A 17,983-nucleotide genomic window follows, 5' to 3' on the forward strand; every position below is an offset into this window, starting at 1 on the left:
CGGCGGAACTCGGGTGGGTAGGGCTTCGGCATGATGAACATCCTTCCAGCGAAGACGAATCTCCACAGGTCCGGAGTCAACCAAACCGGGGGCAGTCCCTTCTTCTATCTCCTGTTCCCGGTTGCGGTGGTTTGGTTAGCCCGCGGGCGGCGACCTTTGCGGTTAGCTATTGTTACCTTCGGCGTGATCATTGCCGCCACGGCAACCCTGTTCATTGTCGCTGGCCCCGTTGCGGAACAGGTCGGGCAGTCGCAACAGGGTCTCATCGGATACACGATGACATTCTTTCCGCCGTACCGGTTCGGTGAGTTTGTGATCGGCGTTCTGATGGGATTGGCCGTCCGCGGCGGCTGGCGCTGCCCTGTTCGTCTGTCGGTAGCGGTCGGTTTCGTTGCTGTCGCTTTGGTGGCAGCCGGTGTGACGCTCTCATTAGTAGACCACCCGAGCGCCCCCCAACTGGCGAGTGTCTGCCTGATTCCGACGTTCGCTCTACTGATTGCGTCGGCTGCGTCGAGTGATGCGAAAGAGCATCGAACCCTGTTGTGGCATCCAGCTATGGTAAGGCTGGGGCGCGCTTCCTTCGCCCTCTACTTGGTTCATTGGGTAGTCATTCATGCCGTCGCGGAGTTGGCCGGGGGTGGCACACCAACATGGCTCGCGGCACTGATCGCGGTCGCTGTTTCCCTGGTTATTGCAGATGTTGCGCACAACTTTTTTGAAGTGCCCATCGAGCGGAAGCTGCGTCGCCTGCTGGGCCCCCGCCCGTCCATCCCCTCACAGAACAAGCCCGCTCGTGTTCCGGGCCCACACACCAGCTCTGCAAATACCCCGAACGGGGGCAAGGCCATTGCGTCCAGCGGTGGGGAGCTACTCTTCCCGAATCGCCGCAGGACCTCCCTTGGCGAAGCCAAACATAAATGACTTGTGTGTCGTTGGGCTGCAGAGCATCAGAAGGGGAAGCGCGATGAATAGGAAGTACGAAACCGCTGATGCCATCACGAAGGAATGCACATCGCCCATCACCAGACTCAGGACTTTCGCCAGGATAAGCAGAATTGCGCCAGCGACAAATACCCATGCCTGGCTCCGGATGTGATCGACAGCGTTCAAGTAGTTCGTTGAGATCAAGACGCTGGCGGTGCTAATCATGAGCACCAAAAAGTAAATTAAGTCTGGAAGATTCGGCGTTACTCGGCCACCACTGAGGTAGCTGTACAGGGGGCCGCGCAGCATTATGATCAACACACTCCCTAGCGCAGCTAGACCGACGCTAACGAGGGTGACCGAGAGAAAAAGCCGGTGTAAGCGAACAATGTCGGCTTGCGTGCGCAGCCGCCGAAAGACGGGCCAGAGGGCCAATGCGTATGTTGATACGATCATCGGCAACAGGTCAAAAGGCCGCTTAGCCACGTTGAAATAGACGAGATCGTTCGGACTGCCAAAGATGTTTACGAGATATGGGTCTAGAGCCGAAATGAGCAAATAGGAAACCTGCATCAAAAGAAACCATTTGCCGACGCTAAAAGTATGACGATTCTCCCTCACGGCCTGCGCCACACTCGGCATCTTGCCGACTCGCGCCATACCCTGCGACTTCAAGAAGAGAAAAGCATTTAGCCAGCTAAAGATTGAGACCGGCAGCATGTACGCCACTATCAGGAGGTAGAGGTTGGGCGCCCACAGTAGAACAGCCAAGGATAGGCCGAGTCCGGCTGTCTTCCCAACACCCTCCCAAATGACAGCTTGCGACGCTTTTTCTTGGGACAGTTGGATCCTCTGCACGACAGATGCCGGTACGGCCGACAGGAAGCAGAAGAGCCCAAGCACGAGGGACACGAATATTGTGAACTTATCCCGCTGCTGGCCGCTCGAAATCGAGTACACGTATGCAACCACTGTGCCGGCGAGCAGCCAGGTTAGCGCAACGATGCTGAGCAGTTTAGTAAGACCTCGGATGCGAGTTTCATGCGTTTTGAGGCTAATACCTCTGGCATGGTCTGACCCAAATTCGTTCACCACGCTGTTCCCGATGCCTAGGTCGGGAGACACGACGAGACCCGTAACGTATGTGGCAAGCAGCCAATACGCGAAATGTGTGACCCCCAGCTGGCCTAACCCAATCGGCGTAATGACCAACATGCCGACAGCGGCAACCGTTCGGGGGAAGACGGAAGCTGCTCCGTAACGGATTACGCTGTGCGTCGAAATCCTGCGCCATGCAGGGGCGCGTGAGGTGGCGAAGCCCACCGGCCTACGCCGCCGCGGTGGAGACGCCACCCATGAAGTTCGACATTTCCGACGCAATGACATGCCAGTCGTACTGCTCGGCAATGAAACTACGGGCCTGTGGCGCTTTCTCTGTCAAGGTCTCGTAAGACTCCTCTGCGCGTAGAAGGGCGTCCCTGACGCCTTCCGCACTCACCTCGGTGACTATCAGGGCGTACCTGGACAATAACGAGGAGGGAAGCACGGCGGTGGTCGCGACCGGGACTCCTGACCCCAGAAGTCCAATCAGCTTCGAAGGGAACGCGTTTACTGACACGGGGTGGGAGAGTACTCGTAGATTGAACGCGAGATTCGATCGAAGGACAGCCGCGTCTACTTCCGCGATTTCCACAACACCGTGGTAGACGATGGCTTCGTATTGCATCGCGTATAGCTCAACCATGGATCGAAGGCTGCCTGTGCCATACAGGTGTAGTACTATTCGTCGCGTTGGTGCGTCACTGTTTCGCAGAATGACGCCTTCCATCATCTGTTGGATCCCGTTGTAGACCTCAAGTGCGCCAGCGTAGATGACACGAAATTCCTCTGATACCGGGGGCGCCCATTGCTTGGCCCCCTCTGCATCAAATCCTATGCGGGTCCTGAATGTGTTCGTATTTAGCCTCTTAAATATGCCTTCGGCATCTTCTGTCACAACAAACAACCCGGACAGGGCGCGCAACAAGAGCCGCCCCATTTCGAAGTACGCATTCGCCAGTGTCCGCTTAGGTTGGGCGAGTCTCTCTGTCGCGCCGAGGTGGGTGTCAAACACGACTGCGTATGCAATAGCGCCGCGCACTCGAGAGAGTATCAATGGTAGTACCGTATGCGGGTCGTACCCGAACGATATTACTTGAACGCCCTGTGGCTTCTCACGCAGCAACTCCCTGGTTAGATTCCAAGCTGCCCCAAAGCCACGGGGCTTGGACCTAAGAGCCACGAGGTTCAAGCCTCTGCACCGCACATCATCTACCGCAACACGTGAGATTATCGTCGTCGAGTGAATCTCGGATAATGCAAGTGCCAGCTGTAACTCATACGACTGGCTCGATGTTGTCACATCGTTCATCGACAGGGATTTCAACGTCGCAGATACGATGATTTTGCGGGTCATATGTCCTTCTAGTTCGAGTACCGGAAAACTTGCCTCATCCGGGATGGCGTAATTGTTCGCCGTTTCTTGGGCCTGCGCAGTCCTGAGTATTGCAGGGATGATGCCGAGGAGTGAAATTGTGCTGAGCGAGGCGAGACGGTCATCCCGGTGAGACCGAGTATCTAGCGGCATCGGTCGAGGAACCCTAGCGGGATCTGCCGGAGAGCTTCGGTCCCTGTGTCCTTTACCCCGGTGATTGGACCCGGGTTAGTTGGCGAGTTTAATCTTTGCGGCCTGTGTCGAGTAGTTCATCTCGAAGTCCATTGGGTGGCGTGCCCGTCGAGGAGTGCCGACGGCGCCGGTGGTAGCGTCCCCGATCCATTCCAAAACGCAGCGGATGGACGCCGCGGCGAAGCAGAACAAGTAAGAGACACTGTCGGCCTGCGGCCATGCGCCTTCGCTAACTACGTGCTCGCAAAGCTCCTTCTCGCAAGTCCGAATTCTCCTTAGCTGATCGCTCGGAAACGAGGCTCCGGAATTCTTCGTAGGTGCGGATGTAGTCCGCGCCATCGTAGGGCAATGACGCGAATACTGCGAGCACCGCATCCGGGCTGTACGCGTATTGCGTGCCCCATGTCATGGCGGGCATGTACAGGCCGAGGTCGGGTGAGTCAATGAGGAACTCTTCGCGATTGATTCCATCGTCAACAATGGCTCGAACTGCGCCCTTGATGCAGATGAGGAACTGTTCGCATTCGCGGTGAGCGTGCTCGCCTCGGACGTCTCGCGAAGGAACGTCGTAGACAATGAAGAATCGTTGAGGGTTGAACGGAAGATCCGCGCCGAGTTCGGCCACGACCAAGCTGCCGCGCATATCCGTGGCCTTGCGCAGCTGCACGAGTGAATCGCTTCGCATGCGCGGCTGGTTTGTAGCGATGGCTGACTGTGTGGACGAGACCAGCTTCCGGCCATCGGTGTCCGTGTAGCCCGAGATTCGCGCAGGGTTGCCAACGACTATTGCGAAAGGGGGAACATCACGTGTGACGACAGCGCCGGCACCGACCATTGCGCTGCGACCGATTCGTACCCCAGGAAGGATTACCGCTCCTCCACCAATTGAGGCGCCTTGCTCCACGACAGTGCGGGGAAAACTCTCCGGGTACTGCTTGCTGCGCGGATACCGGTCATTCGTAAATGTGGCGTTGGGTCCCACGAAGACGTCATCCTGTAGTTCAATGCCGTCCCAGAGCTGCACGCCTGACTTGATCGTCACCCGATCGCCAACCACAACGTCGTTCTCAACGAATACGTGATCGCAAACATTGACGTTACTGCCAATGACTGCACCCTTGAGCACATGGGCGAAAGCCCAGACTGTGGTTCCCTCACCGACACGATCGGTCTCACAAATGCCTTGGGGGTGTACATACGGCTGCGTCATCACGCGACCTGCTTCCGGTTGTCATTAGTAAAAATAAGGCGGCCAGCGAGGAAGCTCAACGGAGCAGTGACAAGGACTGTCGCGCCGTTAGCGAGTGGGGAAGCCCCCCAGAGAGCGAGCAACTGCAATGCTCCCAGCCCACAAAGGTAGATAGCCAGGTAGGAAATCGAGTAGAGGGCCGCGCGGAGTGGCGAGAGATGGGACTGAAACACCCATCGCCCAGTCAAGACGACCGATATCCCAATTCCGAGAGCAAATGCAATCGTGAAAGCGATCCACCCCGGCAGAAAAAGGCTGAGCGCCACGACAATGAGCGCTGTCACCGCTGTGTTTGCGCCTCCAGCGATGAGAAATCGAATCGACGCCCGTTCGCCCCATCGCTCAGGCGTCTGCGGCGTCATCGGTTACCAAGTGACTTTCCGAGACCCAGTGCGTCATGACGATTGCGCTAGGTCTATGTTTGGTGTTCTCGAAAGCGCGCCACACATAGGAACCCACGATCCCTAGCGCGACGAGGAGACTGAAAGTGGAGAAGAGTATGACGAGCATTAGTGGGGTATAGCCAGGCTCAGATATCGCGCCAGCAAGAAAGGACGCCAGTACCGCGATTGCGGCCAAGATCGTGAAGAGGCCACCAATCACGCCAACGCTCATGAGGACCGTTAGAGGGATGTCGGTGAATGAGAAAATGCTGTCCAGGAGGTAACGACGCTTCTTGGCAAAAGACCAGCCGCTTTCGCCATGCTCTCTGGTGCGGCGTACATACGGAACTTCTGCTCGCCGGAATCCAACCCAGTACAAGAGCCCGACGAGACTGGAATGGGACTCTTCGAGTCGAAGAATTTCGTGAACGACCGCTTGATTGCAGGCGAAGATGTCCACGCCGCCTTGAGGCATGTCGGGGAAGACCCAATTTCGGTACAGGCTCCAGAACGCCGACGCCGACCAGCGCGTGAAGCGGGGATCTTCTCGGGACTCCCGGCGACCGACCGTCACATCGACCGTGCCGCTGGCCAGCTGGCGGAAGAATTCGAGCACAAGCTCGGGTGGCTCCTGAAGATCGGCCGCCATAACTGCGACGAAGTCACCACTGGCCTGTTGCATTCCCGTGCGAATCGCGGCGAATGAGCCAAAATTGCGGGAGTGCTGGAGCAATTGGGTTGCGAAGGGAGCGCGGGGGATTAATTCCTCGAGAAGTTCAAATGAATTGTCCGGAGAGCCATCTACAACGAAAATAACCTCCAGCGAGCCGTCGAGTTGGAAGGCAATATCACCTAACCGAGCGATCAAATCGGGTATGCTCCCGGCATTCCCGTACACAGGTACGACGACTGAGTAAGCCGCAGGCTTCGTCATGCTAGGGCCCTTATCGCTTTGCAGACCGTGAGAATTTCCTCATCGGTCAATTCGGGAAAGCAGGGAAGGGACAATGACTGCCCGGCGAACTCTTCAGTATTGGGAAGCGAATGCGGTTCTGCGTTGAATCCGGGTTGTTCGTGGTCAGGTACAGGAAAATGAATATCAGTTGATACTCCGTGCTCGGCAAGAACCCCGCGTACTTCATCTCGCCGAGCTGTCAGCGCGACGGCCAAATGTGCAACGTGGTGCTCCCCGACTGCGGGTAGGACCCGCAGGGGCCCGCCCGCGGCGGCCGCAACGTACTGTGCAATGATCCAGCGGCGGCGATCGTTGAGTGCGTCTAGCTGAGGTAGCCGCGCGAGGAGGACGGCTGCCTGAATCTCGTCGAGCCTGGAGTTAGCGCCGCCGGCAATGGCCACCCGGTACTTCGAGACCCAACCGTACTGCCGTAACTGAGTGACCTTCGCAGCGAAAGCGGCATTGTTCGTGGCCACCGCCCCTCCGTCTCCGAGCGCGCCGAGATTCTTAGTGGGGTAGAAACTGGTCGTGGAAAGATCTCCGAAGGAGCCGGCCGCACCTTCCGGTCGCCGTGCCCCGATGGCTTGGGCGCAATCCTCAACCACACGGATGCCACGTTCATGGCACAGTGCAACAAGTCCACCGATATCTGTCAAATTACCGTACAGATGAGTGATGACTACTACGCCAATGTCAGCCGTCAGCGCTGCGCTTATGGTTGCCTCAGTAAGACAAAGGCTCTCGAAATCAACATCTGCATAGCGCACTCGAAAGCCTGCGCGTCGAGCAGCAGTTGTGGCGTATCCACCGGCGTTTGCGGCGCTAAGAACGGTGGTCCTTCCCTCGGGCATGGCGACCTTGATGGCGAGCTCCAGGGCATCGGTGCCGGACGCCACGCCGATCACATGGGATACCCCTAGGTACTCAGCCAATGCCTTCTGGAAGCTATCGTGTTGCGGACCGAGCACAACCCACCCCGAATCCAGGACTTGGGTCATGGCCAGCGTGAGAAGTTCGCGATCCCGCCTGATGCCCCGGGACAGGTCGTTCATGGGTACCGGAGAGAAAGTAGAGGTGGTGTTCACTTTTTATTCCTGAGTTGGTGCCGCCGGGTCATCGATTTCAGCTTACCTAATGCGTGGAGCGACATGAGCGAGCGGCCATGCTCGGTGACTGGTCTGGGCGAGGCGTGAGCCTGACCCCCGCCCGAATCTCCGAAAGGCATTATGCCGCTTTCAAACCGAGAAACGGGAGTCAGGGCTCAATCACCCACAATTGGATTGGGCCGCCAGGCGCCTCAAAGGTGGGGCGAGTAGTCAGTGTTGCACGGCCGTCAGAAGCCAAATCCACCGCGTGAGAGAAGTACTCAAGATCCGCCTGGCTCGCCCCAACCAGAATGCGCACGTCCCAATCTTCTATGAGTCGGGCCGCCTCCTCTGGAGAGCTGATTTGCGGATTCAGGGCTATGACAGGGCGCGGCACCGCCGCATAGGTCAATGGAAGGACTTGCGAAGTCTCGGCCACCGCGAGCACTGAACCGCTGGGTTCGCGAGTCAGTTCAACGCCGAGCTTTCTCGTTTGCGCCATTTCGGTCTCAGCTTGATATTTGTATTCGCGCGCCATCAGGAAGGACCCAGCGACGCATCCGATCAGGATGCTGCCCACCACCACCCAAGGCAAAACTGAGACCCAGCTGTTCGCTCGCTTGTGCTGCATGAACTGGTCTAGCAGGCCGACAGCAAATACAGCGACAAAGGGTACCAACACAAAAATGTAGCGATTTTGGGCCTGGAAAGCCGCCGAAGTTGCCAGGTAAATGCCCAACATGGCCAACGCCCAGGACTTGAGCATTCGAGAGCTTGGATTGTCTTGAATTATGAATATGCCGACTGCTATCACGACAAGTACGGCGGATTCGGTTATTACTTCAGATGGCGACGATGGCAGGAGCCCGTCGGCCAGGCCCTTGGCCGCTTTTGCCGTGAATTCTGACAGCGAGAACGGGGCCTGCGCCAGATCGTAGTACGACGTCATCTGCCCCTTCTCGGAGGGTGTGCCGGCCATGAGTTGAGAAAGCACGCCAGCATGGGGGTATGGCGGGAGTATCAAGGGCCTGAGCGCTGTCAGAACGACAGTAAGTATGAGGCTCGGGGCCGCCAATAGCCACCGTCTTCGACTCGTCCGGCATATCCAAATAGTGAAAAGGGCCTGAGCGGGAAACAAGAGTGCATAGCTATCTCGCGTGTAGAACATCAAGATGCTGCCAGCGGAGACGATCAAGAGGCCGATTGAGGTGGCCCTGGTCGTAGACCGAACAGTAGACGAGGCGACAACCGAACCGAGCATGATAAGGCTGGCCCCTAAGGCCAAGGACATTTCCGCCAAGGCGTTTATCGACAACCAAAGTGTCAACGGAAAACTTAGGAAAACGGCGGGGGCGATGAATGAGTAGGAATACCCTTGGATTTTCGCTACGAAGAACAGGCACACGGCGATGAGGATCGCGAGGCTCACGTTAACCGAAACCCACGACACGTAGTCACTAACGCCCGACTGATGCGCCAGACCTGCCAAATAGGTGATCGGCAGATTGTGGATACGCGGGGGTAAATCAGTGAGTGAAGCAGTTGCAGCGACCGTTGGATAAATCGCGTTTGTGACCGGTGAGTCCACGATTTTAGACATTAAGAGGTCTGCGACGTACCAGTACTGATCGCTTCCGCGCAGACCAACCGCGCCGTAGAAGACGTTGCCCACGAATATCGTTGCAGACGCTACCGCTACAGTGAGGCCCGCCGCGTGCCAGGGCATCTTGCGTCGGGTGGGTCGGGCCTGACTGACTGGCAAGGATTCTCCTCTGTGAATGCGCGGGATTCTAGGCAGTCAATTTAATGGGCTCGCAACGACGGTTTGCTTTGGAAAGGGCCGGATCTAAGCCCCAAACAGATCCGCCAAGGCTGAGTCTTTCCGAATTAGTGGCAGTTTGTAGCTCACGCAACCACCACCACCATGCCCATTGTAGGAGCTACCAGCCAGACCCTTTGAACCGTGTGAGCATCCGCGCCCTAACCATTGGGCCTGATTGACCGGCAAAACTCCCGCGGGCACGCCCGGGGCGTTTTGGAGCTGGTGTTCGTGATGCAACGCAAGCGGATGCCCATCAGAAACGCGACTGGCGGGTACCGTGTCGTTCAGACTCAAACGCTCGGTCAGTTCTCGTTCTCCAGTGTGACCTGATTCAATGGCTCAGTGAGCCAAACCAACAATCAGTTCAGGGTGCGCCGAGCCAAGAGGCTTGAGACACGCATGAAGCCCCGGATCTACCGTCGTTGGTGGTTCTGGGCAGTCGTCGTCGTCGGTGTCCTCGTGATTGCCGGAGCTTGGGTCGGTCTTCGGGGATTGCAGGCGAAGGTCGAATTGGAGGCAGCGATTCCGTTGGCCTCCACGATCAAGTCGCAGCTGCTTGCTGGAGACGCGGCGGCGGTGTCCGTATCGGTGAAGAGCATGGAAGCGCACACCGCCCGCGCCCGGGAACTAACAAGCGATCCGGTGTGGCGTTCCGCGGAGTTCGTTCCGTTTGTAGGGGCCAATCTCGCAGCTGTCCGAAATCTGGCCGATGCCGCCCATAACGTGGTCAGCGGCGCGGCCGTTCCTTTGGCTGCGACCGCATCGACGTTGAATCCTGCGGCGCTGAAGCCTACCGACGGTGCCATTGACCTTGAGCCGATCGTTGCAGCGGGAGAAGCCCTTAACCAGGCCAGCACAGTGTTTGCGGCAGCGGACAAGCGGGTCAGCGACCTCGACACCAGCACGACCGTCGGCCAGGTCACTGCAGCCGTGAACGCATTCCACGGCTTCCTCGGTAGCATCACACCGACGTTAGTGTCGGCAAGTCATGTGGTGGACGCTATTCCCGATGCTCTCGGGGGGACTGCGCCCCGCAACTACGTCATCGTGTTCCAGAATAACGCTGAAGCACGGGCGCTTGGAGGCACCTCGCTCTCGTTCGCCCTGCTGACGATGGACAACGGTCGCATCACGCTCGGCGACGCCGTGCCGGCGGGATCCGGGAACTTCGCTTATTACCAGGAATCGGTGGTTCCTCTTCCGGAAGGTGTTGAAACGCTGTACGGCTCGGAGTACGGCCGGGCCATGTCGAACCTCACGGTGCGGCCCAGTTTCCAGAGTGCAGCGGAGACGGCGCAGGAAATGTGGAAACGGCAGTTCGGAACAGAAATTGACGGTGTGATTTCCATCGACCCTGTGGCGCTGGGATATCTACTGCGCGGGACTGCTCCGATTGCGTTGTCGACGGGCGATGTCCTGACGAGCGACACTCTTGTGCCTTTGCTTCTGAATGGGGTGTACATGCGCTACCGCTCAGATGATGGCGGGGCGGACAACGCAGCTCAGGATGCTGTGTACGCGGAAATCGTCGTGAAGACCTTCGACCAGCTTTTGGGCGGAGATCTGGACCCCCAGGTGGTGCTCTCGGCCCTGACCCAGGCCGCGAGCGAGCACCGGGTGCTGATGTGGAGTCCCAAGGCAGAGGAACAAGCCATCTTCGAGTCTCTCGGGGTGGAGGGTTCCCTGCCGAAGAGTGATAAGAAGACCGATCGGGTCGGGGTCTATTTTCAGGAAAACGTCGGCTCGAAGATGAACTACTACCTAAAGCAGGCTGTCAGCCTCGGCCAGGCTGCGTGCCGGACCGATGGGAAGGCTTCGTACGGCATCGGAGTTGACCTCACCAACGACCTGCCAGCCGATGCGGCGACATCCATCAGCCCCTCGATTCTGGGCACGTTTGTGCGAGAGAAGCTTGAGCCGGGTGTGCAGCGCATGATCGTCATGGTCTACGCCCCGCCCGGTTCGCAGATCGTGGGAGCGACGGTTGACGGTGCTCCCGTTCGGCTCGAGTCTCTCCACGACACCGACTACCCGGTGGCGAAGTTGATTGTTAGCATGGAGCCCGGTGCCACTTCGACGATAACGATTGACGTGGTGGCAGCCGGAATAGACAAGAAGGCACTTGAGGCGCAGGTCACGCCGATGGTGAACCCCACGGCTATCACTGACGTTCCGCTCGACTGTGCGAGCGTGGCCGCGCAGTAGTTCGCTGGCGGGGCCGGTGCTACTTGCCGGGGGAGAAAGGCGACGCAGCCGATGCCGCCAGCCGGGAAGGCGGCATCACGACGCATCCGTGCCGGGCTACGGTTTGGGTCGGCTGTCCAGGGTCTCGTTGCGCGTGTCACTCTCCAACGCCGGCGACTTGCGTCCCGCAACTCTCTGCGCCAAGCGATGGCTGGGTTTCTCGACCGTCTTGTGAAACACCCATGCGAGCGGGAAAGCGCAGCAGACAGCCAAGACGGCGGCGAGCTTTGGATGGGTGGGGAGCAGATGGCCGAAGGCCACCACGATTGGCTCGTGGGTCAGATAGAGACTGAACGAGAGGGTTCCGAGCCAGACGAGTGGTCGACTGGACAGCATCCATCGAGCCAGTGGCGAGAACGCAGAGACCGGAATCAGCCCAACGACCCCAACGAGAATGAGGGGAAGGGTGAGCGCCCCAAGGCCCAGGTTCAGGGGGTTCAACATCCAGGTTGAGAGGGTGAGCGTAGCGCTCACGATCAACGCTGCGCCCCACGCCATCCAGCCAAGTCTTGATCCGTTGATGGCCGCGGCCCAGCTCGACAGGCGTGGCCAGGCATGGGCGAGCGCCACCCCGATGGCGAACATCGGCAGGTACATCAGCACGCCGCTCTGAACGGTTGACCCGAGCGCCAGCAGCACGAGTGAATCGGCCATCACGAGCGCGGGATTGATCTTTCTAGCGACCGCCACGTAGACGGGCAGCAGAACGCTGAACAGCACTTCCCACTTGAGCGACTAGAGTGGCGTCACCGTGCCTGAGACGCCATCCACCAGGGTGGCGTCCGCGATCATCCCGGCCGGGGTGTACTGCTTCGGGTGCACTTCGAGCCACTGGCTCGCCGACACACCGTTGCGGCTGACAATGATGATTGTCAATGCGATGAATGCGATCGCTCCTATCACCGGGAGGTAGAGGCGAATGAGGCGGCTCGGGTAGTACCGCGCCCAATCGATCTCTCCTCGGGTGGAGGGAAGGGCCAGAACAAGACCGGACAGCACAAAGAACAGGAAAACCGCTTCCCCTCCCGCCCACGCCAGATGAAGCGGCGAATAGGCCAGGATGCCGGCCAGCCCGGTCACGGGCGCGCCCGGGAAGTAGGCGCTCGCGAGAGATGGCACTACGTAAACGCTGGCGCTCGGGAGGGCTCCAGTCGGCGGGTGCTACAGGCCGAGGGTGAGGGCGGCGTGGCCGATGACGCTCGCGGCGATCGCGGCCACGGCCAACAGGGCGTATTGCAGGCCCTTGGTGCTGCGACCGCGTCGCAAGAGGGCCTTGTGGCCCATCTGCTCGGGCCGGATTTTACTCACGATCCCGACTCTATTCCTGCGGTGACGGCCGAATTCCGCATTGGCACCCCCAAAGGAGGGGGTGCGGCGGTGCACTGCAATTGCGCACCCGGCTAGGCTTCAGGCGTGGAGAAGACGATATGAAGCTGTCCGTGATCGGTTGTGGCTACCTCGGGGCCGTGCACGCATCGGCCATGGCCGAGCTGGGCCACGAGGTGGTGGGCATCGACATCGACGCCCGCAAGATCGAGCAGCTGGCCGCGGGCAAACCGCCCTTCTACGAGCCGGGACTGCCCGAGATCCTCACCTCGGCGATGGCGTCAGGCCGGCTGCGGTTCAGCACCGACATTGCGGATGCCGCGGGCGCCCAGGTGCACTTCATCGGCGTCGGTACCCCGCAGAAGGCCGGCAGCCACGCCGCCGACCTCAGCTACGTCGACGCGGCGGTGCAGTCGCTGCTGCCGCACCTGGCCGCCGGCGACCTGGTCGTGGGCAAGAGCACGGTGCCGGTCGGTACCGCGGCCCGCCTCGCCGACGTGATCGAGGCATCCGGCAGCGGCGCCAGCCTCGCCTGGAACCCCGAGTTTCTGCGCGAAGGCTTCGCCGTGAAAGACACCATCACCCCCGACCGCCTGGTCTATGGGGTGCCGCGCGGCGACGCCGGGCAGCACGCCACAGCGCTGCTGAACGAGGTCTACGCCTCGGCGATCGCCGCAGAGACCCCGCTGATCGTCACCGACTACGCCACGGCCGAGCTCGTCAAGGTGGCCGCGAACGCGTTCCTGGCCACCAAGATCAGCTTCATCAACGCCATGAGCGAGATCGCCGACGTCTCCGGCGCCAACGTCACCGAGCTGGCGGATGCGATCGGCTTCGACAACCGCATCGGCCGCCGGTTCCTGAACGCGGGCGTCGGCTTCGGCGGTGGATGCCTGCCCAAGGACATTCGGGCCTTCACCGCTCGGGCCGAGGAGCTCGGTCGGGGCGATTCGGTCGCCTTCTTGAAGGAGGTCGACACGATCAACATGCGCCAGCGCCAGCGGGTGGTCGCGATGACCCTGCAGGCGCTGGACAAGCCGGTCTACACCGCGAAGGTGGCGGTGCTTGGGCTCAGCTTCAAGCCGCACTCCGACGACGTGCGCGACTCACCGGCGCTCGACGTGGCTGTGCAGCTGCGCGGGCTCGGCGCCGACGTGGTGGCGACCGACCCGCAGGGGATCGAGAACTCGCGGCTGCGGCATCCGCAGCTCACGTACTCGACCAGCATCGAGGAGACCCTGCGGGGCGCCGACGCGGTGGTGCTCGTCACCGAGTGGGCCGAGTTCAAGCAGATCGACCCGGCCTGGGCGGCCGCCCTGGTGCGCGTGCCCATCATCATCGACGGCCGCAACACCCTCGACGCGCACGCCTGGCGCGCCGCGGGCTGGACCTACCGCGGCCTGGGCCGCCCCTAGCCCGCCCGGCCCCGCCCGCGGTGGTCGAGCTCGTCGAGACCCGGTGATTTCGACAGGCTCAATCCAAGGATTTCGACGAGCTCAATCACCGCGTCGGTGGTCGAGCTTGTCGAGACCCGGTGATTTCGACGAGCTCAATCACCGGTGGTCGAGCCTCGAGACCCGGTGGTCGAGCTTGTCGAGACCCGGTGACAGTGTCAGTCGCCGCAGGGCAGCCCTGTTGAACAGCTCCCGCATCGACTGGGAACAGTCGACGCGCAGGGAGACCTGTTGCACCCGGTCACGGTCGATAGGGTGGCATTGCCTCCACGAGTCGCGCCGCACGATTCACAATCGCCTGGGCCGCAGGAATGGCCTGATCAACGTCGTCAAAGCTCGCCGAGGGGCGGTCGACATCCGGGTACTGGGTATCGTTGCGGAGACGGCGCATCCAGTCGAATTCACGGATTTCTGGTTGGCGCGGCGGTTCGAGCTGAGCGATCGCTGCCTCGAGCAGAACGGCGTGTGCACCCTCACCCCGGGGCCTGAGGCCCTGGTTGACCAACAGCGCGGCAAGCGCGAGGCGCGCGGCGTCGTAGGTGAGCGTGAACGCACCGGCCGGGTCGAGATTGCGGAGCATGGCGGCCGCGGTGAGATGGGTGGCTGCTTGTTCGAGGTGGCGTGTCGCGAGGGCGCGGTTGGCCGCGACACGGGTTAGTCGACCTTGCTGGATGAGCCGATCGATTTCGGCGCGGCCTTGGTCCCAGCGATTGATCATGAGGGAGTCTCCTGGAGATCGAGGGGGATGAGCGGGCGCTTAGTGAGCGTGCGGAGGAACGGATCGGCGTCTGCTGCCTCCCATGCGGCGGTGCTCACAATGCGCAGGTTGACTTCACGCCTGAGGGAAATGCCTGCGATGCGGGCAGCGTCGTAGACCTCGCGGCGTGAGGGGTTTCCGACGATGAGCAAGTCGATGTCGCCTGGACTATCGCCGGGTTCACCTTCCCTTCGGGCGGCCCAGGAACCGTAAATATAGGCCTCGGATATTCCTCCGATGCCGGCGAGGTGGGTGGGGATCACGACGGCGGGTCCGTAAGTGAGGCCGAGCAGTTCTGCGAGGGGCCGGAAGATGGGTGTATCTCGTCGGGCCTGCACTTCGACTGCCTGGCCGCGTTTTTCGGTGGTGGCGAGGCCCATCTCGGCGATTCGAGAGACTTCACGGTGAGCGCTCGCATACGGTGTGCTCGCTGCGCGGGCGAGCTCAGAGATCGTGAACGATGTCTCGGGGTTCAGAAAGAGCCGGGCGAGGATCTCACCTTGCGCGTTCGAGCGAAAAAGTGGCGCAAGGGTCGGCGCTTTAGTATTCACATACACGATAATACTATCGACTATGTGGATAGGCAAGGGCCGGGCGCTCCAATCGACAACCCTGCCGGACACCAACTGTGCGTTTAGAGCTACCAATCCCGATAGCGGAATCACCGGTGGTCGAGCCCGTCGAGACCCGGTGATTTCGACAGCCTCAACCACCGGTGGTCGAGCCCGTCGAGACCCGGTGACAGCCTCAACCACCGGGGCGAAGCAAATGCAGAATCGCACCGCCTCCGCGTCAGTCGCGACTCTTGTCCGCGATTGAGCGCGCGATTGGCGGCCGTGAGCCGCCGGATCGACGCGAGCGCCACGGCCCCGGGCGCAGCCCCGATACTGACGGCGACCATCAGCCATGATGCTGGTCCTCAGAGCTCGCGGTAGACGCTGCTCCGGTGAGCTATCCGTAGAGCGAGAACCACGAGCTCGGTGTCGTTGATCGTGTACACGACGCGGTAGTCACCGACGCGGATTCGCCACAGATTTGGATACCCGACTAGGGCGCGAACCCCGCGCGGGCGCGGGTCTGCGCTCAAGGCGTCGACGGCTTTAACTACGCGGCGAGCGACCGGCTTGTCGAGCTTGGTCAGCTCCTTGACGGCCTTCGGGTCATACTCGACAACGAAGTATGAGCCGGCCGCAGTCACAGGCCCAGTGCCCTGGCAACCTCATCCGAAGTGACAGCTTTGGTGCGTCCAGCGTCGAGATCAGCCAGTCGCTCCAGCGCGATCCGACCATGCTCACGGTCAATCATTGCTTCGTATCTCTCTACAAACTCGGCGGGCACGATCGCGGCGGCCAGTTGCCGACCTCGTCCACGCGTCACGTAAGTGATCTCGCCGCCGAATGCAGCCCGGTTCACGGCGTCGGAAAAATGATCTCTCGCCTGGCTAACCGAAAGCACGGTGTCTGAACTCATCTCTCCATTATGCGCCAAGAACGCCAACTTAGCCAGATTTCTGTCATCCGAGACCGTCACCATGGTTTCGACAAGCTCAACCACCGGTGGTCGAGCCCGTCGAGACCCGGTGGTCGAGCTCGTCGAGACCCGGTGGTCGAGCCCGTCGAGACCCCGGTCGAGCTCGTCGAGACCCGGTGGTCGAGCTTGTCGAGACCCGGTGATTTCGACAGGCTCAATCCAAGGATTTCGGCAGGCTCAATCACCGTTGGCTCGACTACAGCGAGGCGTAGCCCAGCTTCCTCGTGGCCTGAGCCACGATCTCGTCCGCCGTCGTGTCGCTGAGCCGTGCGCTGAAGCGAACGCGCGCCGGGAAAGCAGGGAGCTTCTCGGTCCGGCTGAACAGGGTGACGAGGGGTTCGTTGTTGATCGAGGACTGGTGGTAGAGCCCATCCAGCACGTCACCGTGCCGCTCGTAGATCGCCCGAGCCCATGCCTGCGTGGTCGCCTTGTCGTCCATCATCATCGCCGCGGCAGCGCCGTTGATCACGGGCCAGTTCGAGGTGAGGTCGAGGAGCATCAGCTCGCGCGACGGGACCCATGCCACAATGGTCGCCCCGCCCATCGAGCGGTCGATCACTCGCTCTCCCTGGTAGACCTCCCCGAGTGCGGTGTAGGGCCGAGTGGCCGCGTACATGACCCCGGTGTCGGGATACGTGTCTGCCGGCAACGGTTGCGGGTCGAATCGCATGTCCGGGATCGGGCCGTAGTGGCGCAACTGGTTCCACGCGACTGGGCGTGCGCCTTCCGTGCGGAACACGCGCCACAGTGACCCTTCAAAGGTCCGGACGTGTGATCGGTGGTTGATGATGAACGCGGGTGGGGGAGTAGGCGGGACCTTCACGACTGAAGGACGCTGTCGAGGATGTTCACGAGAGCCTGCGGATCGCCACCATGCAACAGCCACTCCGGCGGAGTCATGTGCTCGCCGTTGGCACGCAGACTCGCCTGCGGCGTTGACATGAAGCCCTGAATGCTCGCGGGGTGCATGTCGTGGGGAAAGGCCTTGACCAAGGCTGCGAGGCCAGGGAGTACCGGATGCGCCGGGTCACTGGTGAACTGCCAGGTTGGGTAGCGGCGCTTTCCGCCAGCGATGAAGCTGTAGAGGATTCCCTTAGCTTGGCGGTGGCGCACCCTGGAAGCATCGATGCCGAGTCGCAGGGCGACTTCGGCGGCGCTCAGGGATGCAGTCACCGCCCCCAGCCGCGTCTTGCGTTCGGCTTCGGCCAGTTCGCCTCGTGCGACGCTGGCCTCGATCTCAGCGAAGTCGCTGGGGGTGAACGAACCCGACTCGATCAGGAAGGCGATCTGCTCGACGGAGAGGGCGCCGCCGCGAGGCTGGCGTTTCTTGAGTAGGTCGGCGGATTCCCGAAGGAGGGTGACCACCAAGTCGTCGCCTTGACCTTGTGCCTGGGCGGCGTCCATGAGGTACTGGACGCTCGCTTGAACTTCGGCGTGGCCCGTTGTGTTGGGCATGTGGACTCCGGGGGGCTGGACGTAGGGTCATATCGCACTTAATATCTTAGGAGGGAAGTTTCGTGCGCGCAACGGTCGGGAACGCGCTCACTCCGGTGGTCGAGTTCCCGCCGGTGGTCGAGCTTGCGCCGGTG

The 17,983-nt window shown here is 60.7% G+C and carries 17 protein-coding genes and 1 pseudogene; 3 read left to right on the forward strand and 15 right to left on the reverse strand.

All coding sequences use genetic code 11. From position 1 onward, the window contains the following. Window positions 1-30: 30 nt before the first annotated feature. Complete coding sequence (locus tag E3T48_RS14405; protein ID WP_134524732.1) at window positions 31-921, forward strand: acyltransferase family protein; 891 nt, start codon at window positions 31-33, stop codon at window positions 919-921. Here E3T48_RS14405 and E3T48_RS14410 read toward each other — a convergent pair. From E3T48_RS14410 to E3T48_RS14440, 7 genes are all read right to left on the reverse strand, one after another. Then, entirely contained in the window at window positions 868-2,139 is a 1,272-nt protein-coding gene (locus tag E3T48_RS14410) for a lipopolysaccharide biosynthesis protein (protein ID WP_134524733.1), read from the reverse strand. The two genes, E3T48_RS14405 and E3T48_RS14410, sit on opposite strands and share 54 nt — an antisense overlap. 112 nt (window positions 2,140-2,251) lie before the next feature. Beyond that, on the reverse strand, window positions 2,252-3,379 hold the full coding sequence (locus tag E3T48_RS14415) for a glycosyltransferase family protein (RefSeq protein WP_134524734.1): 1,128 nt from the start codon (window positions 3,377-3,379) through the stop codon (window positions 2,252-2,254). 439 nt (window positions 3,380-3,818) lie between these two features. Then, on the reverse strand, window positions 3,819-4,799 hold the full coding sequence (locus tag E3T48_RS17490) for a WxcM-like domain-containing protein (RefSeq protein WP_134524735.1): 981 nt from the start codon (window positions 4,797-4,799) through the stop codon (window positions 3,819-3,821). Continuing rightward, a complete protein-coding gene (locus E3T48_RS17655; protein WP_134524736.1) occupies window positions 4,799-5,200 on the reverse strand; it encodes a GtrA family protein in 402 nt (133 codons plus the stop codon). Before E3T48_RS17655 ends, E3T48_RS17490 begins: the two co-directional genes overlap by 1 nt. Continuing rightward, a complete protein-coding gene (locus E3T48_RS14430; protein WP_134524737.1) occupies window positions 5,181-6,155 on the reverse strand; it encodes a glycosyltransferase family 2 protein in 975 nt (324 codons plus the stop codon). Before E3T48_RS14430 ends, E3T48_RS17655 begins: the two co-directional genes overlap by 20 nt. Then, window positions 6,152-7,261, reverse strand: a complete 1,110-nt coding sequence (locus tag E3T48_RS14435) for a DegT/DnrJ/EryC1/StrS family aminotransferase (protein WP_198417682.1) — start codon at window positions 7,259-7,261, stop codon at window positions 6,152-6,154. The genes E3T48_RS14430 and E3T48_RS14435 overlap by 4 nt, the downstream gene beginning before the upstream one ends. Window positions 7,262-7,430: 169 nt before the next feature. Further along, window positions 7,431-8,933 (reverse strand): hypothetical protein, encoded by a 1,503-nt coding sequence (locus E3T48_RS14440; protein WP_134524738.1) that lies wholly within the window; start codon window positions 8,931-8,933, stop codon window positions 7,431-7,433. 492 nt (window positions 8,934-9,425) lie between these two features. Here E3T48_RS14440 and E3T48_RS14445 point away from each other — a divergent pair, with 492 nt between their 5' ends. Continuing rightward, entirely contained in the window at window positions 9,426-11,288 is a 1,863-nt protein-coding gene (locus E3T48_RS14445; protein WP_134524739.1) for a DUF4012 domain-containing protein, read from the forward strand. A gap of 96 nt (window positions 11,289-11,384) precedes the next feature. On the opposite strand, the pseudogene E3T48_RS17535 reads toward E3T48_RS14445, so the two are convergent. Both E3T48_RS17535 and E3T48_RS16850 read right to left on the reverse strand, forming a co-directional pair. Further along, window positions 11,385-12,446: pseudogene (locus E3T48_RS17535) on the reverse strand (acyltransferase family protein). A gap of 42 nt (window positions 12,447-12,488) precedes the next feature. Further along, window positions 12,489-12,635 (reverse strand): hypothetical protein, encoded by a 147-nt coding sequence (locus E3T48_RS16850; protein WP_166789754.1) that lies wholly within the window; start codon window positions 12,633-12,635, stop codon window positions 12,489-12,491. Between the two features lie 119 nt (window positions 12,636-12,754). Between E3T48_RS16850 and E3T48_RS14460 the strand changes: the two genes are divergently transcribed. Beyond that, complete coding sequence (locus E3T48_RS14460) at window positions 12,755-14,068, forward strand: UDP-glucose dehydrogenase family protein (RefSeq protein ID WP_134524742.1); 1,314 nt, start codon at window positions 12,755-12,757, stop codon at window positions 14,066-14,068. Window positions 14,069-14,348: 280 nt separating this feature from the next. Here E3T48_RS14460 and E3T48_RS14465 read toward each other — a convergent pair whose 3' ends face one another. The 6 genes from E3T48_RS14465 to E3T48_RS14490 all read right to left on the reverse strand — a co-directional run bounded on the left by E3T48_RS14465 (window position 14,349) and on the right by E3T48_RS14490 (window position 17,798). Beyond that, window positions 14,349-14,825 (reverse strand): HEPN domain-containing protein, encoded by a 477-nt coding sequence (locus E3T48_RS14465; protein WP_134524743.1) that lies wholly within the window; start codon window positions 14,823-14,825, stop codon window positions 14,349-14,351. Beyond that, window positions 14,822-15,451 (reverse strand): nucleotidyltransferase domain-containing protein, encoded by a 630-nt coding sequence (locus E3T48_RS14470; RefSeq protein WP_134524744.1) that lies wholly within the window; start codon window positions 15,449-15,451, stop codon window positions 14,822-14,824. Before E3T48_RS14470 ends, E3T48_RS14465 begins: the two co-directional genes overlap by 4 nt. Before the next feature lie 332 nt (window positions 15,452-15,783). Beyond that, window positions 15,784-16,062 carry a type II toxin-antitoxin system RelE family toxin gene (locus E3T48_RS14475; protein ID WP_134524745.1) on the reverse strand — a complete coding sequence of 93 codons (279 nt, stop codon included), beginning with the start codon at window positions 16,060-16,062 and terminating at the stop codon, window positions 15,784-15,786. Next, on the reverse strand, window positions 16,059-16,334 hold the full coding sequence (locus E3T48_RS14480; protein WP_134524764.1) for a type II toxin-antitoxin system Phd/YefM family antitoxin: 276 nt from the start codon (window positions 16,332-16,334) through the stop codon (window positions 16,059-16,061). Before E3T48_RS14480 ends, E3T48_RS14475 begins: the two co-directional genes overlap by 4 nt. A gap of 256 nt (window positions 16,335-16,590) precedes the next feature. Continuing rightward, window positions 16,591-17,133: an RES family NAD+ phosphorylase gene (locus E3T48_RS14485; RefSeq protein WP_166789755.1), complete on the reverse strand. Its 543-nt coding sequence runs from the start codon at window positions 17,131-17,133 to the stop codon at window positions 16,591-16,593. A gap of 80 nt (window positions 17,134-17,213) precedes the next feature. After that, the gene (locus tag E3T48_RS14490; protein ID WP_134524747.1) at window positions 17,214-17,798 is read right to left on the reverse strand and encodes a hypothetical protein; all 585 of its coding nucleotides are present in this window, start codon (window positions 17,796-17,798) and stop codon (window positions 17,214-17,216) included. Window positions 17,799-17,983 lie beyond the last annotated feature (185 nt).

Source organism: Cryobacterium fucosi, from assembly GCF_004403515.1.
GTDB classification, from domain to species: domain Bacteria; phylum Actinomycetota; class Actinomycetes; order Actinomycetales; family Microbacteriaceae; genus Cryobacterium; species Cryobacterium fucosi.

Excerpts from the sequence above, each read along its gene's own strand:
- E3T48_RS14405 (WP_134524732.1), top strand. The coding sequence starts at position 31 with ATGATGAACATCCTTCCAGCGAAGACGAATCTCCACAGGTCCGGAGTC.
- E3T48_RS14410 (WP_134524733.1), bottom strand. The coding sequence starts at position 2,139 with ATGTTGGTCATTACGCCGATTGGGTTAGGCCAGCTGGGGGTCACACAT.
- E3T48_RS14415 (WP_134524734.1), bottom strand. The coding sequence starts at position 3,379 with ATGACCCGCAAAATCATCGTATCTGCGACGTTGAAATCCCTGTCGATG.
- E3T48_RS17490 (WP_134524735.1), bottom strand. The coding sequence starts at position 4,799 with ATGACGCAGCCGTATGTACACCCCCAAGGCATTTGTGAGACCGATCGT.
- E3T48_RS17655 (WP_134524736.1), bottom strand. The coding sequence starts at position 5,200 with ATGACGCCGCAGACGCCTGAGCGATGGGGCGAACGGGCGTCGATTCGA.
- E3T48_RS14430 (WP_134524737.1), bottom strand. The coding sequence starts at position 6,155 with ATGACGAAGCCTGCGGCTTACTCAGTCGTCGTACCTGTGTACGGGAAT.
- E3T48_RS14460 (WP_134524742.1), top strand. The coding sequence starts at position 12,755 with ATGAAGCTGTCCGTGATCGGTTGTGGCTACCTCGGGGCCGTGCACGCA.
- E3T48_RS14465 (WP_134524743.1), bottom strand. The coding sequence starts at position 14,825 with ATGATCAATCGCTGGGACCAAGGCCGCGCCGAAATCGATCGGCTCATC.
- E3T48_RS14480 (WP_134524764.1), bottom strand. The coding sequence starts at position 16,334 with ATGAGTTCAGACACCGTGCTTTCGGTTAGCCAGGCGAGAGATCATTTT.
- E3T48_RS14490 (WP_134524747.1), bottom strand. The coding sequence starts at position 17,798 with ATGGACGCCGCCCAGGCACAAGGTCAAGGCGACGACTTGGTGGTCACC.